Here is a 14,564-nt window from a genome sequence, read left to right as displayed (position 1 = left end):
CTAGTCTATACCTATGGTCTCTTCTACAATGCAGTATCTTCATCCAGCTGATTGGTCTGGGGCCCGCAACGCCTGGCACGTCAGACCACACTTATGGCGCATGGGCCGATCCGAGTGGGTCGACACTACCGGGTGGCAGCAAATGCTCGATGACGGCGTTGCAACCGTGATCGATGTGCGCACCCCACCGGAGATCAAGCGCCGTGAACTCGACCCTGAAGCAACTGTGCCCCGTGAGATCCAGCGCATTCACCTGCCGGTGGAAGACATCGACCATGAACCCTTCTGGCAACGTAACGCACCCTACCCAATGCACCCGGACGCCTATGCGGACACAATGGAAACCTTCGGCGATAAGGTCGCCACAGCAGTTACAACCGTGCGCGACTCCTGGACTGAGGCAGGAACCGTCCTGCACTGCACCGCCGGACGCGACCGCACCGGTTTGGTATTGGGCTTGCTGCTACAACTGCCCGATATTCCCGGGGGACCAGCAGACTGGGACGAACATGAGCGGGTCTATGCCTCCGGTGCTTATGGCATCAACGAATACCACCGCACAAGCCCGGTGCCACACCCTTATGAGTCGTATTTACCTCCTGCCGAATTCGAAAAGGAACTTGCTGACCGCCTGAGCAGCTATCGACGCTTTCTCAAGCAATGGCCAGGTGACCGGGTAGCGGAATTACTTGATCGCCACGGTCTGTAGGACTTCCAACATATTGGAAACGGCGCTGACCTGAGGCCCACTGGACGCTGATCTGTGGATAACACCAAATTATCCACAAGCTGGGATTCCGTGGCTTGTCGTGTTCGACCCCATCGCTATGGTTATGGGCATGACGACGAATCCTCCTGTTGAAACGAATCCGGTCACCGCTCTGGGTGACTGGATGGCGTCGCGCCCTGTGGCATCGACAGAGCAGGAACATATCGACAGAATTCAGCAGTATCAGCGGCTTCGAGGTCAAGTCGACGCTGCTATGGCTGCTGAAGTTGCTGAATTTGAGCGTAAACGCATCGCTGCTGAGAAAGCGCAACAGATTCCGAAAGCAGATCGTGGCAAAGGCATTGCCGGTGAAATCGCGTTGGCTCGAGGTGAGTCCCCCGCAAAAGGTAAACAATTCTTAGACCTTTCCCGGGCCCTGGATCAGGATCTGCCACATACAAAAGCGGCCCTGGTCGCCGGCAAGATTCGACAAGAACACGCCCAAAGTATTGCCAAAGCTACCGAGGTATTATCGGAAGAGCATCGTCGTAAAGTTGATGCGGTGTTGAAGGATCGGCTCGGCGTCGCCAGTCCCAAGGATCTTGGCAAACAGGCTCGAGCCTATGCACAAACACTAGACCATACCGCAGCAGTTACCCGACATCGCAAAGCCAACGACGCTCGCCGCGTCACGTGTCAACCTGCCGGCGACGGCATGGCACTGTTAACTGCGTACGGACCTGCACCGGTTATTCAGAACATGATGAACGCTGTGGAATCGAAAGCAAAAAGCATCATGAATTCGGGGAAATCTCAGGACGCGAAAGGCAAGAAGCGAACCCGCGATCAAGTCATGTTTGACTTGCTAGCGCAATGGTGCACTGGCAATCCAAATCCCATGGCAGCAGCTAAAGTCGATCTCGTGGTTATGATGACCCCACAAACTCTGTTGGGACAATCTGATACGGCTGCCTGGTTGGCCGGACACGGCCCAATTCCTGCAGACATCGCTCGTGAATGGTTGGCTCACGACGATTTGCATGTGTTATTACGCCGACTATTTACCGATCCCACCGCGACACAGCTGCTGGCCATGGAGTCTCGCGGCCGAGGTTTCGCTGCCGGATTGCGCAAAATCTTATTGATTCGAGACAACGGTTGTCGTAATCCTTTCTGTGAAGCCACTATGAAAGAGGGTGACCATATCGACGGTCATGCCAAGGGTGGTAAAACAGAATTCAAGAATGGTTCAGGACTTTGTAGTTACTGCAACCAGCTCAAAGAAAACCGGGGTTGGAAGCACACCGGAGATGATCAGTCACTGAAAGTAGAGACACCAACGGGACACCAATACACCAACCCTGCGGGACCACTGCTACCGGGCCAAGAATTTGAAATCGATCCTGCGAAGCCACCGGAACTTCAGGAACCACCTTCACATAGTGCTGCGTTTCTAGAACCGAGTCCAAAACGGATTTTGCGACCAAGGAAACAGCCCGAAACGTATCATCGCCGGCGGCACCGGATTGCTATTACTCAATACTTACGATGCTGATCAAAGTATTCAACGTCTGAACCAAAGAGGAAATAAAAACGCAGTGGCGTGGCCAAAGTGTTCCTTGACCACGCCACCAACTGAGAGTTTGCGTTAGATGATTTCCGACTTCAACAGGTCATCCAGTGACTGTGGGCTGAGCAAATACAGCGGGACTTCTAACACGGTAAAGGCACCGGAATGGCCCTGTGCTTTGAGCCGTGCGGCAGCACGACCAAAAGCAACCATGGCTGCGGCAGTGAAGTTTGGGTTCGACTCCAAGTCTAAGCTGAACTCAACGCTGGCATTGTGGCCTTGAAGGTTCCCCGTCGTAATCACATGACCACCGTGTGGGGCACCTTGATGATCACGCTCAAATTCTTCTTCAGAAATGAAGTGAACAGTGGTGTCATACGGTTCGAAGTATGCTGGCATGCTCACGATTTCCTCGCGGATGCGATCGTGGTCGGCTGCATCGGCAACAATATAGACGATCCGGTCATGAGCTTCGGTTTTGGACAGTCCTTGACCATTGCCCGCGCGTGCTTGATCAATCGCATCCTGCGCCGGGATAGTGTATTGGACTCCGCGTTTGACCCCTTGAACCTGACGTACCGCATCAGAGTGACCTTGGGAAAGGCCTTTGCCCCAGAACGTGTTTTGCACAGGCTCAGGGAACAGGCTGAGCCCTAAAACGCGGTTCATAGAGAACAGGCCCGGGTCCCAACCGGTGGACACCACAGCAACATTGTCATTGGCTTGAGCAACTTTCTGCATGGCAGCACGATGCTCGGCCACTTTTGAGTGGTTATCATACGTATCAACGGTGGTGAAGTGCTCTGCGAAACCAGTTGCCTGATCCGGGATGTCAGTAGCTGACCCGACACACAAAAACATCACGTCAATGTCGTCTTTGTATTTGGCAGCCTCCTCGACCGGATAGACATCGGCGTCGGTATCTAAGGTTTGACGACGTGAGAAGATTCCAAACAGCTCAAAGTCGTCCAGTGAATTGATCAGGTACTCGACTCCTTGGCCGAGATTTCCGTAGCCTACGATTCCAGCTTTAATGGTCATGAATTCTCCTGGTTGAAGACGCGTTGTTGGGCATTGAGAGCGGTAAGGATGAAGGCGAAATCCCAGGCACGGTCCTCCCAGGCTCGGTATCGGCCCGATGCTCCACCATGACCGCCTTCCATCTCAGTTTTGAGCACGATCGGGGAGCCACCTTCGGCAAGCGAAGTATCCTGATCGCTGGTACCTTTGGCACGGAGTTTTTGCACCCACTTGGCCGGTTCAACGTAGAGCACCCGGGTGTCGTGCAATGACGTGACCGCCGCGATGGCCGGGTATTTTGTGGGCTCCACGTTATGGTACGGAGTGTAGTTGAGCATGTACTCGAAGACTTGTTTATCTTCGATTGGGTTGCCCCATTCTTCCCATTCCAGCGCGGTCAGTGGGAGGTCAGGATTCAAAATAGAGGTCAGCGCATCAACAAATGGCACTTGAGCCACACACACGCGGTACAGTTCGGGGGCCATATTTAACACAGCACCCATCAACAGTCCGCCTGCGGAGCCACCCATCGCACCAATCTTGTCCGGATGCACCCACCCGGATGCTGCAACGAACCGTGTGGCATCAATAAAGTCGGTAAACGAGTTCTTCTTGGCCAGCTTCTTCCCATTTTCGTACCAGGCCCGACCCAGTTCACCGCCCCCGCGCACATGGGCGACGACGTATAGAACGCCTCGATCCAACAGTGACAGCCGTGCGGGACCAAAACCGGGGTCCATCGAGACCTCATAGGACCCGTAGCCGTAGATCAGCGCGGGATTATCGCCATTCCACTCAACATCCTTATGGCGAATTACGGTCAATGGAATAGCAATATTGCGGTCCGTGGATTCGGCCGGTGCCCACCAGCGTTCGACCAAATACTGTGACGGATCATATCCGGGAACCTCAGTCTGGCGGCGCAGCTTTGAGGAATTCGTGGCGGGATCGTAATCCAGCACCTGCGAGGGTGTAATCCAAGAGGTATACCCCAACCGAATATATGGCGAATCGATGTGCTGGCCAATTGGTGTAGCGGAATACAGTTCCTCGGCAAATGCGGGTTCTACGACGTCGGCCTGGTGTTGCGTACCAATGCCCTCAAGCGGCAGCACCCACATGCGCGGGGTGGTTTCGGACCGCACAGCGGCAAATAGGTATTGTCGAGTGACACCCACGCCGTCGAGCTTTACGGTCTGGGAATGTTCAAACACGGTGCGCCAAGCTGAACGATCCGCGACCTTGTCGGCGTCGACAATGGACACCTGGTTATTGGGCAGGTGCGTGCCATCGGCGGCACGGTTGTGTGTGATCAGATACTGATCCCCGACCGGCAACACATCGTGCAGCGAGTGATCTTCGCGACTGATCACCATTTCCAACGGTGCAGCAATCTGGGTTAGATCCAAGATGTGGGTTTCCGTGACCTCTGAATTGCCCAGTTCTAACAGCAGTTTGGTCTTATCTGGGCTCAGTCCCAAGCCGCCCCACATTTGTGGGTCGTCTTCTTGATAGATGACGGCGTCGACGCTGACATCTGTACCCAGGCGGTGGGAGCGCAGTCGGTAGGGGCGCCAGGCGTCGTCGGGCTCCATATAGAATAAGCGCGTGCCGGAAGGGTCAAAGGCGATCCCGTAGGCTAACCCGGAGATTTCATCGGGCAGTTGTTCGCCGTTGCGTAAGTCTCTGACACGCAGGGTGAAGCGTTCGTCGCCGGTTTCATCCACCAGGTAGGCCAGCAGGTTGCCGTCGGGGGAGACGGTCAGACCGCCGAGTGAGAAGAACGCAACTTTTTGGGCCTCAACGTTACCATCCAGGATGACTTGTTCACCCTCCAACGCTACGCCGCGTTGAATTTGGGGTGGTTCCCACGAGTCGTTTTCGACCGGCACACGGCAGTGTACCGCGTACTGGGCACCTTCTTCGGTGCGGGTGAAGTACCACCAGTCATCAATGCGCGAAGGCACTGACATATCGGTTTCTACGGTGTGGGCTTTGATTTCACCAAAGATCGCCTCGCGTAACTGTTGCTGATCGGCCGTGACGGCTTCGGTATAGGCATTCTCGGCTTCCAGGTGCGCAATGACAGCTGGGTCTTCGGGGTCTTTGAGCCAGTCCCATTCATCGACCAGGTCGACGCCGTGATAGCGAGCGGTGACCGGTTTTCTTTGAGCTTTTGGAGGGGTAGAAGTCATGGTCTCCACTATAGGGACTTAGAGTCCCAGCATGTTTTGGAATACGCCCATTCCGAAATAGAACACAAATGCGATAGCCACAACCCATAACAGCGGGTGCACTTCGCGTCCGCGTCCCTGACCGGTACGAATCACGGCGTAGGCAATGATACCGGCGCCGATGCCGTTGACGATCGAGTAGGTAAATGGCATCAGGGCAAACGTAATGAACGCTGGGATGGCAGCACCGACGTCGTTCCAGTCGATCTGGCGGACTTGTGAGATCATCATGAACCCCACAATGACCAGGGCCGGTGCCACGGCTTCGAAGGGGACCAGATAGATCAGCGGGGTGAGAAACATTGCCGCCAGAAACAGCACACCGGTAATAAGTGAGGCGAATCCGGTGCGCGCACCTTCGCCAATGCCGGTGCCGGATTCGACGAAAATTTGGGTCGATGACGCCGAGCCTGCGCCGCCGGCGGTCACACCAAGCGCATCGACTAACAGCACACGGTCAAGGTTGGGAATATTGCCGACGTCGTCCACGTTGCCGGCCTCGCGGGCCAAGCCTACCGAGGTGCCCATCGCATCAAAGAATACTGACAGCAGGATGGCGAACACTAATAGTGCGGTCGCAACAGAGCCGATGGAGCTCAATGCGCCAAGTGACACATTGCCTAACAGGCTGAGATCGGGTGCGCTCCAGCCGGGCATGGATGGGGCCACGAGGCTCCAGCCTTCGGGATTGACATTGCCGGCGTCGTCAACTGATGGACCGATGTGGAATACACCTTCCAAAATATTAGCCAGGATAGTGGAGATAACAATGCCGATCAGAATCGCGCCGCGTATTTGGCGCACGACCAGGATGGCGGTGAGCGCCAGGCCGATGACGAACACCAGGACGGGCCAGCCCGACAGTTCACCGTCGATGCCCAGTCCCAGTGGAACGGTGGTACCGGCCTCATCTGGGATACGACGCACAAAGCCGGCGTTGACCAGGCCGATGAGCGTGATGAAAAAGCCAATGCCGACGACGATGCCGGTCTTGATCGCATCCGGTACAGCACGAAACACAGCGGTTCGGAAGCCGGTAAGTACCAGCAGGACCATTACGAGTCCGGCAACAACGACCAGACCCATGACTTCGGGCCAGGTGAGTTCCGGGGTGGTGGCAATCGTGATGGCCAATAGCGCATTGACTCCCAGCCCGGCGGCCAAACCAAAGGGGTGGTTGGCCCACAGGCCCATCAGCAAGGTGATGACGGCGGCGATCAGAGCCGTGGCTGCGGCAACAGCGGAGATTCCCAGGGTGTGTCCGGAACCGTCTGCCCCGGACAGGACCAACGGATTGAGCACAATGATGTAGCTCATGGCCAGGAAAGTTGCCAGGCCACCACGAATCTCGGCGCCCAGCGTTGAACCGCGTTGGGAAATTTTGAAGAATTTGTCGAGTTTATTTTTCGGTTCGACGTCCTGGTGATTCACTGTGCGCAACGTTGACATGGAAATATCCTAGAACGTTTTTCTACCCCGAGGTTAACGCGGCACCTGACGGTGGTCGGCAGCAGCTTCTCGGCCGGCTTCCCAACGGAAGAAACTGGTCAACAGGGCACATACCAACGATGCGGCACCGACAATAAGCATTGCCCCAAAGCTGAACCAGCGCAGTGACGGGGTCACCTGTTCAAAATGGGTTGGCAGTGCACCCTGGCCGCCGGTCAATAAGACGATGGCCACGGCACCACCGATACCGAAGATGGCTAACAGCCACAGCAAGATTTCGCTCAGGGAAGCGTGTTTGGCGCGTGAGCGTGCGGAAATCACATTGTAATCGGCAGAAATCCGGTAGATGATGAACCCACCGATCAGCGTCCATAACCCTACGATCAGGTAGGCGGCCACAATATCTGCGGGGCGATGCCAGCCGTCCAAAAAGGTTGCCACACCAACGGTGGCCGAAAAAATCATACCGACTAACCCGACTACAGAGCGCCAGCGAGGGGCTACCAATAAGAACACTGCAGCAAATGTGGCGGTGGCAAAGGTCACATGCCCGGAGGGTAAGGAGTTGCCCGTGTAGTAGGGCACCCCATTGGCCAGTTCGGGACGATCCAACAGGAATTTGAGCATTTGGGTGGTGAAATTTGCTGCCGCGAAGGTCAGGGCAACGATCAGCGAGGCAGCCCAGCGGCGTCGCCATAATGTCAAAACCAAAAAGCCGGCGGCGGCAATTGCAGCCACCACGATCGGCAAGTCAGCTAACAGGCCCACGAAAGCGGCGTGTAGTGACTTTAACCGAACCTCAGCCGAAGATAACGCGGCGTGATCCACGAGTTGTCCCTGGGAGGACACCACAAATATCCGGTAGGTTGCCGCCAGTCCGGTGATCATCACGGCAGCTAATAGCACCCAGGCCCAGATTCTGGAACCGGGCATGCGAACGATCCGGCGGGCCGGCCGGGACGCCGGAAAATTATCTGCCGGCAAATGATGAACGGGGTCAGGAGGTATCATTGAGCCTAGACTTACTACATGGTCGACAACTCACACATCCTACCGCTAAATGCTGGTGTTGCTCTGGACGAACTAGCCGCAAACGCCGTGGCGATCGGGCTGCCGATGAACACCACATTCCGCAACACCACACTGCGGGAAGTCATGCTGATCAAAGGTCCCGCCGGCTGGGCGGAGTTTTCCCCGTTTCCTGAATACGGGCCGCAAGAATCAGCCCGGTGGTTATCTGCCACCATCGAGGCAGGATGGCACGGATGGCCTGAACCGCGGCGAAACGTCGTGCCGGTTAATGCCACAGTACCGGCGGTGCCTGTTGACGACGTTGCGGCAGTACTGGCCAAATTTGGTCCGGTCCCAGCGGTGAAAGTCAAAGTCGCAGAAGATGACTTGACCACCGACATCGCCCGGGTCCAACGCGTCCACGAGCTCTTGCCCGACGCCGATATTCGCATTGATGCCAACACCGGTTACACACATGAACAAGCCTTTAAAGTGATCACTGCGCTGCCGTTTCTGCGCTACGCCGAACAGCCCGTGCCGGGCATAGCACCGCTGGCTCGCTTGCGTGCGGCCTTGCGTGCCGCGGGCAGTAATGTACTCATTGCTGCCGATGAAGCTGTGCGCAAAGAAACCGATCCGTTGGCCGTCGCCCAGGCCGAGGCAGCAGATCTGATTGTTGTTAAAGTCCAGCCACTTGGCGGAGTACGCCGGGCGCTATCCATCGTTAAACAGGCGGGACTGGACGCCGTGGTCTCTTCTGCACTGGACTCATCGGTGGGCATTGCCGCAGGGGTCGCCCTGGCTGCTGCGCTGCCGCGCCTGGAACACGCTTGTGGCTTAGCCACCGCGGCCCTATTTGCCACCGAACCGGCAACCCCGGCACTGCCGACCCACGGAATGCTCACCCCCGGGCCGGCCCCGGTGCCCGACCCAGAAGTACTCGAACAGCTCAAACTGCCCGCCGACCGGCAACGCTGGTGGCATAAGCGACTGGCAATGGCGCACGGGGTGCTGATGCAAAACGCGTAAGATGGGGCGCATGGATTCCATGGATACCGCACGAGCCATCGTCACCGCACTGCGTGATTCCGGGGTGCAACACGTTGTCATCGGGCCCGGTTCTCGCTCTGCACCACTGGTATATGCGCTGGCCGAGGCCGCTGATCCCAAAACCCTGCGGCTGCACGTGCGCATCGACGAACGCTCCGCAGCATTTACCGCCATGGGTATTGCCCTGGCCTCTGGGCACCCGGCGGCCGTCGTGACGACGTCGGGCACTGCCGCAGGCAACCTGTTACCCGCCATGATGGAAGCCTCCCACGCCGATATCCGCCTGGTCGCCGTCACCGCGGACCGTCCAACGGAAGTCCAATGTACCGGCGCGAACCAAACCACCGACCAACGCAATATCTTCGGTGTGCACGCTCGGACCTCAGTCACCGTCACCGGGGATACCTCCGACTACGCAAAGACCCACGCTGTGGTGGTGGGCGCATTAGCCGTTGGGGCTGGAACCGCCAGCTCACCAACCGGCCCGGTGCACATTAACGTGCGTTTCCGCGAACCCCTCATTCCGCAACCGGATGCGCTCGCCGTCGTCCCCGAAGCAGAGACCGGCGTGCTGCCGGTACTGCAACCCGGACAGGGACAGCCGCGCTTTACCGTTGATAAGCGTTGGCGGGAGCGCGGGCAGTCCTATCAGGACCAGTTAGTGGAAGCCTCGAATCTGCGAGAACGCCACACTGTCGTGGTGGCAGGGCACGGCGCCGGCCCGGTCGCCCACGATTTCGCGCTGGCACTCGGGCTGCCCCTGTTTGCTGAGCCGTCATCGAACGCACGATTTTCCCGCAATGCGATTGCCGCCTACCCGTATTTGCTAGGACCCGACGGTGGGCTCGGTGAACAAGCGCATCGGCTCGGTAAACACATTCGTCGGATCGTGCTGTTTGGTCGACCCACCCTGTCGCGCCAACTACAAGCCTTACTCAAGCGCGACGACATTAAGTCTGCGCTCTATCATCCCAATCCTGTCGGGTGGTTTTCCCCGGGCGCTCGCAAAGAGCAACTCGTTGCCGAGCTGCAAGAGCTTGCCGAATTTGCTGGTAGTGGTCCTCCGGGATGGTTGGGTTCCTGGCAGTCTGCCGCCCAACGCGCGCAACGCGCCCTGGAACAAGCCCTAACACAGCGACAATACGCTGTTGGTAAACCAGGTGCCATGCGAACCGCCCAACTGGTATCAGCAACCGCCATTGGGCAACTCGTTTTGGGCTCATCGTCAGTGATTCGCGACGTCGATCTGGCCTGGCGGCCCCCATCAGAAGCGACATCCACGGTCTTTGCCCACCGCGGGCTTGCCGGTATTGATGGCACAATCTCCACGGCAACCGGTGTCAGTTTGGCGACCGAGGAACGTACCACCCTGATGGTTGGTGACTTGACGTTCCTCTATGACACCAACGGGCTGTTGCTTGGTCCCACGGAACAAGAACCCAACCTCGACATCGTCGTCATCAACGATTCCGGTGGCGCCATTTTCCATGGGCTGGAACATGGTGAAGTGGCCACCCGTCCCGGCATGTCCACGGTGGTCGAACGGTTCTTCGGCACGCCCCACACCGTCAATATCGGTGCCATCTGCGCAGCCCACGGTATCAAACACGAACGCCTCACCTCAGAACAACAACTCATCCACGTGCTGGGTGATCCAACGAACGGTCGTCGCGTGCTGGAAGTCGTCTCGGATCGTAGCCAACGCCCCGAAGTACACGCGGCTGTTCAAGCTGCCGTTCGGGTAACGTTTGTTTAAACGACGCCGTGTTGACACTGCACTTGCGCTACCCTATACCCTGCGACGAAAACCTGGTTCGAGCACTGTACGAAGCACGCGCCGTGAAGTTGCCAGCGGGACAAGTCCCTGGCGATTTCTTTCTGGTCGAGGTGGATGGCGAAATGGTCGGTCGGGTGTGCATTAGGCACCGGCACAAAGAATACCTCGTCAACTTCGGCGGACACCATGGTATCGACCAGGCGCTGACCAATGGTCAAAACGAAAACCGCATTTCCGCCAGGGACATAAAAGGGCGGGAGAGTACTCGAAGATGTCAGGTTTGAACACTGGGCTGCTGCATGTCAGGCCAAAGATTAACCGCACAGCATGGAACCCCACGTGACGGATTTAGCAGCAAGGTCCCCGAAAAACATTCTGCTGGTGGGCTGTGGCCAACTTGGCACTGAACTGGGGCAGCGATTGGCCACGGACGACGTCCAGGTATACGGTCTGCGGCGCAACGCAACGGACCTGCCGGCACCTTTGCAACCGCTCTCGGTGGATCTGAACCAACCGGTCACAACATCGCTGCCTGACGTCGACTCAATGGTGATCACGCTGACCCCGAACATGCCAAAGGTAGCCAATGAACCCGGCTACCTGGTAGCACTGAATCATCTTGCACAAGCGCTCCTGAAAATTCCCACTCGCGTGGTGTTGGTATCATCCACCCGAGTATTTGATGGCAACTCAGCGTCATATCCGATCACCGAAGACGATGCCCCGGTCCCGGCATCAGAACGTGCCCAACTCCTGCTGGCCGCCGAAGACTTGGCTGGTGAACTCTTTGCGGCAACCATCCTGCGTCCGGCCGGTATTTATGGTCCCGGCCGCGAGATGCTGATCCGCAAAGTTCGCACCGGTGAGCAGGTTAACCGGCAACGACGCACCAACCGCATCCACCAGACTGACCTCGCCCGCGTGGTGGAGCTGATGCTCACAATGCCCCAGCCACCAGCGGTACTGCACGCGGTGGACCACACCCCGGGTGTCCCGCTGGGCGACGTCGTAGATTATATTGCCCAGCGCTTACAGTTGGAACCACCGCAGGGTCGTGCCGACGACGTCGTCGCCGGAAAAATACTTGATGCCCGGTTGCTGCATACCCTGTTGGGTCCGTTATATTATCCAACCTTCAAACAAGGATATGACCAAATCATCGCCGCTTCGCAGGGGTGATCCCCTGGCGTGAGCACGGGGTGTCCAGGATCAAGGTATATGCTTGGCGTGGTCCAAAACCTGTCACCAAAGAATCTGCTATGTCTCGTCTTGTTCGTCTTATCGCAATGCTCACCGCGGCCTCACTACTGGCAGTTGGTTGTTCGACGCAATCCCCGCCTGCCTCCTCCGAAACGCAAACCCAGCCCAGCGCGGAAGCCGAATCCACCCCGAGTGCAGCACCACCTGAACTGATCGGTGGCGGGACCGAAATTTTCCCGGACCGGCGCTTCATCGCCCTGTACGGGCACCCGGAATACCCTGAACTCGGCGCCCTGGGGGAACAGGGCCCGCAGGCGTCCGTGGAACGGGTCATCGAATTGGCGGAAATGTATGAGGCCCACGCTAGTGAAAACATCATCCCGGCCTTTGAAATCATCGCGACCATGGCCTCGGCATCGCCCGGTGCGGATGGTAATTATTCGGCCGTGGCGGATAGCCAAGCGCTGGAAGCCTATGTGGACGCCGCAGCAGAACATGATGTGTATGTGGTGTTGGACCTTCAGCCCGGTCACGCCGATTTTCTGAGTCAGGCAAAACTCTTTGAAGACCTACTGACCCGCCCCAACGTGGGACTGGCCCTGGACCCCGAGTGGCGTCTAGCACCCGGCCAGCGGCACATGGAACAAATCGGTTCGGTCAGTGCCGCAGAAATTAACGAAACCACGCGGTGGTTAGCCGAACTGACGGCCAAACACGACCTGCCCCAGAAACTGGTCATCCTGCATCAATTCCGACTGTCAATGATCCGCGGGCGCGAGCAAGTCGACACCAACCACCCAGAACTGGCCATGGTGTTACACGCCGACGGCCACGGCACCGCCGAACAAAAAATGGCTACCTGGCGGAGCCTGAAGGAAGACCTCCCCGACAACATGCACATGGCCTGGAAGAACTTCTTCCGCCAGGATAACCCCATGTTCACCCCTCGTGACACCTTCGAAATTGAGCCCAAACCCTGGTTCGTGTCCTACCAATAACCACCTATCCACCGGTTCGTCGGCTTAGAGGTTGTGGGCGTCGGTGAGCGTGGCCACGATGTGTTCAGCAATCGCCAATGACGACGTTGCTCCGGGGGAGGGCGCATTACGCAAAAACGTTGCCCGCCCTAGGTGTTCAATAACGAAATCGTCCACGAGGCGGCCGTGTGCATCCATCGCCTGGGCGCGAATCCCGCGCGCAATAGGTTTAGACGACGCCATAACCAGTTTCGGCACATAGGCTGTGGCACCGGAGATAAAACGCTTGCGCGAGACCACTCCGCCAAATTCCCGGAGCGCAGTACGAATATTTCGTCCAGCAAATTTCCAAAAGCTTGGGCTGCCGACGACGTCGAGCGTGTCAGCGGCATCGATTCGCCAGCCGGTGTAATTCTCGCGACCAAACGATAAAAATGCATTGGGCCCGACGAGCATCTCGCCGTCGACTCGTTTGGTCAAGTGCACGCCCAAGAACGGGTACGCCGGATCAGGGACTGGATAGACTAACCCGCGTAAAATCTGCCGATACGCTGGCGCCAGTTGTGAGTATTGACCGAAAAACGGCACAATTTTTGGATACGTCGCCCCGCCAGCACGCTGTGCGATGCGATCCGACTGCAATCCGGCACACGAAACCAGATAATCGAAGTACTCGGTGCCCGGGCCGGTCTCGTGAGGGTGCGTCGTTGTTACGGTGGAACCGTGGTCCGACACCGAAATGTTGGTCACCTCGGTATTGAGTCGCACCTGACCACCTGCGGTGCGCACGTCGTCGGCCAGAGCACGGGTGACGGCGGCGAAGTCGGTGATTGCGGTGTGCGGTGAGTACAGTGCCAGCGTGCCCACTGCGTTGGGTTCAAGCTGTCGGATCCGATCGGGGCCGATGAGTTCGACATCGGGCACACCATTTGCCATCGCGCGCTGAGAAATGGCGCGCAGACGGTCATGCTCCTCCGGGCGGAGTGCGACGACGAGCTTTCCGCAAGCCTCATAGGGCAGATTTCTCGATCGCGCATAATCGGAAAGTAATGTCACCCCTCGACGACACAACCGAGCCTTGAGACTGCCCGGTTCATAGTACAACCCGGCATGCACGACGCCGGAATTGTGCCCGGTCTGGTGGGCTGCCACCTTCGGTGCTTTATCAAAAACCGTCACCGAGGCATCGGGGAATTGGTGGAGGAGTTCCCGAGCTACGGCCAGACCAATAATGCCGGCGCCAATGACACCAAAGGTGGGAGCCCTGCCCTGTGCCATGAGTGATTCCTCGGTGATCTCGGTAGCTTTGTACGGTCGCGTGGTCTGACGAGCGCGATGGTCATTCTCGTTGCGCTTCAGTCTATCTGCGTTCCATGCACCGAGTGTGCTACTGCAGTATTGAACTAATACAGCGGGACGATTCACAGAGTCACACCATTCAGCTGCTTCATGAACATTGGAGCACAGATGATTCACGTCCAGCATCTAACGAAAAGATATGGCCAAGTTACAGCGATAGATGATCTGACATTGCACCTTCAGGACAACAAAATCGTTGGACTCCTGG

Annotated in this window: 12 protein-coding genes; 6 read left to right on the top strand and 6 right to left on the bottom strand. The window is 57.4% G+C overall.

Features of this window, described 5'->3' with window-relative positions:
* Positions 1 to 13 precede the first annotated feature (13 nt).
* Positions 14 to 709 (top strand): tyrosine-protein phosphatase, encoded by a 696-nt coding sequence (locus tag K8V32_RS02070; RefSeq protein ID WP_303902117.1) that lies wholly within the window; start codon positions 14 to 16, stop codon positions 707 to 709.
* Between the two features lie 130 nt (positions 710 to 839).
* Positions 840 to 2,264 (top strand): HNH endonuclease, encoded by a 1,425-nt coding sequence (locus tag K8V32_RS02065; protein ID WP_303902114.1) that lies wholly within the window; start codon positions 840 to 842, stop codon positions 2,262 to 2,264.
* Between the two features lie 93 nt (positions 2,265 to 2,357).
* Here the strand turns inward: K8V32_RS02065 and K8V32_RS02060 are convergent, their stop codons facing one another.
* From K8V32_RS02060 to K8V32_RS02045, 4 genes are read right to left on the bottom strand one after another with little or no spacing between them, the layout of a single operon-like run.
* The gene (locus K8V32_RS02060; protein WP_303902111.1) at positions 2,358 to 3,320 is read right to left on the bottom strand and encodes a diaminopimelate dehydrogenase; all 963 of its coding nucleotides are present in this window, start codon (positions 3,318 to 3,320) and stop codon (positions 2,358 to 2,360) included.
* On the bottom strand, positions 3,317 to 5,494 hold the full coding sequence (locus tag K8V32_RS02055) for a S9 family peptidase (protein ID WP_303902108.1): 2,178 nt from the start codon (positions 5,492 to 5,494) through the stop codon (positions 3,317 to 3,319). Before K8V32_RS02055 ends, K8V32_RS02060 begins: the two co-directional genes overlap by 4 nt.
* A gap of 18 nt (positions 5,495 to 5,512) precedes the next feature.
* Complete coding sequence (locus tag K8V32_RS02050) at positions 5,513 to 6,982, bottom strand: NCS2 family permease (RefSeq protein ID WP_303902106.1); 1,470 nt, start codon at positions 6,980 to 6,982, stop codon at positions 5,513 to 5,515.
* 33 nt (positions 6,983 to 7,015) lie between these two features.
* Complete coding sequence (locus tag K8V32_RS02045; protein WP_303902103.1) at positions 7,016 to 7,993, bottom strand: phosphatase PAP2 family protein; 978 nt, start codon at positions 7,991 to 7,993, stop codon at positions 7,016 to 7,018.
* Positions 7,994 to 8,011: 18 nt separating this feature from the next.
* Between K8V32_RS02045 and K8V32_RS02040 the strand changes: the two genes are divergently transcribed.
* Together K8V32_RS02040 and menD are read left to right on the top strand one after the other, a co-directional pair.
* Complete coding sequence (locus K8V32_RS02040) at positions 8,012 to 9,022, top strand: o-succinylbenzoate synthase (RefSeq protein WP_303902099.1); 1,011 nt, start codon at positions 8,012 to 8,014, stop codon at positions 9,020 to 9,022.
* A gap of 10 nt (positions 9,023 to 9,032) precedes the next feature.
* Positions 9,033 to 10,799 (top strand): 2-succinyl-5-enolpyruvyl-6-hydroxy-3-cyclohexene-1-carboxylic-acid synthase, encoded by a 1,767-nt coding sequence (menD, locus tag K8V32_RS02035; protein WP_303902096.1) that lies wholly within the window; start codon positions 9,033 to 9,035, stop codon positions 10,797 to 10,799.
* On the opposite strand, the gene K8V32_RS02030 is transcribed toward menD, so the two are convergent.
* Positions 10,796 to 11,038, bottom strand: a complete 243-nt coding sequence (locus K8V32_RS02030; protein WP_303902093.1) for a hypothetical protein — start codon at positions 11,036 to 11,038, stop codon at positions 10,796 to 10,798. The genes menD and K8V32_RS02030 overlap by 4 nt on opposite strands.
* A 121-nt stretch (positions 11,039 to 11,159) precedes the next feature.
* Between K8V32_RS02030 and K8V32_RS02025 the strand changes: the two genes are divergently transcribed.
* Complete coding sequence (locus tag K8V32_RS02025; RefSeq protein WP_303902091.1) at positions 11,160 to 11,999, top strand: Rossmann-fold NAD(P)-binding domain-containing protein; 840 nt, start codon at positions 11,160 to 11,162, stop codon at positions 11,997 to 11,999.
* Positions 12,000 to 12,079: 80 nt separating this feature from the next.
* Positions 12,080 to 13,018, top strand: a complete 939-nt coding sequence (locus K8V32_RS02020; protein WP_303902089.1) for a hypothetical protein — start codon at positions 12,080 to 12,082, stop codon at positions 13,016 to 13,018.
* Positions 13,019 to 13,042: 24 nt separating this feature from the next.
* On the opposite strand, the gene lhgD is transcribed toward K8V32_RS02020, so the two are convergent.
* Positions 13,043 to 14,275: an L-2-hydroxyglutarate dehydrogenase gene (gene lhgD, locus K8V32_RS02015; protein ID WP_303902086.1), complete on the bottom strand. Its 1,233-nt coding sequence runs from the start codon at positions 14,273 to 14,275 to the stop codon at positions 13,043 to 13,045.
* Positions 14,276 to 14,564 lie beyond the last annotated feature (289 nt).

The organism is Enteractinococcus helveticum, from assembly GCF_020742345.1.
Taxonomy (GTDB): Bacteria; Actinomycetota; Actinomycetes; order Actinomycetales; family Micrococcaceae; genus Yaniella; species Yaniella helvetica_A.
The sequence above is the reverse complement of the archived record's forward strand: the minus strand, read 5'-3'. Positions and strand labels throughout refer to the sequence as shown.

Bases quoted from the DNA above. Each gene is read 5' to 3' on its own strand.
- K8V32_RS02040 (WP_303902099.1), top strand. From the start codon at position 8,012: ATGGTCGACAACTCACACATCCTACCGCTAAATGCTGGTGTTGCTCTG.
- K8V32_RS02050 (WP_303902106.1), bottom strand. From the start codon at position 6,982: ATGTCAACGTTGCGCACAGTGAATCACCAGGACGTCGAACCGAAAAAT.
- K8V32_RS02055 (WP_303902108.1), bottom strand. From the start codon at position 5,494: ATGACTTCTACCCCTCCAAAAGCTCAAAGAAAACCGGTCACCGCTCGC.
- K8V32_RS02065 (WP_303902114.1), top strand. From the start codon at position 840: ATGACGACGAATCCTCCTGTTGAAACGAATCCGGTCACCGCTCTGGGT.
- menD (WP_303902096.1), top strand. From the start codon at position 9,033: ATGGATTCCATGGATACCGCACGAGCCATCGTCACCGCACTGCGTGAT.
- K8V32_RS02045 (WP_303902103.1), bottom strand. From the start codon at position 7,993: ATGATACCTCCTGACCCCGTTCATCATTTGCCGGCAGATAATTTTCCG.
- K8V32_RS02070 (WP_303902117.1), top strand. From the start codon at position 14: ATGGTCTCTTCTACAATGCAGTATCTTCATCCAGCTGATTGGTCTGGG.
- K8V32_RS02060 (WP_303902111.1), bottom strand. From the start codon at position 3,320: ATGACCATTAAAGCTGGAATCGTAGGCTACGGAAATCTCGGCCAAGGA.
- K8V32_RS02020 (WP_303902089.1), top strand. From the start codon at position 12,080: ATGTCTCGTCTTGTTCGTCTTATCGCAATGCTCACCGCGGCCTCACTA.
- lhgD (WP_303902086.1), bottom strand. From the start codon at position 14,275: ATGGCACAGGGCAGGGCTCCCACCTTTGGTGTCATTGGCGCCGGCATT.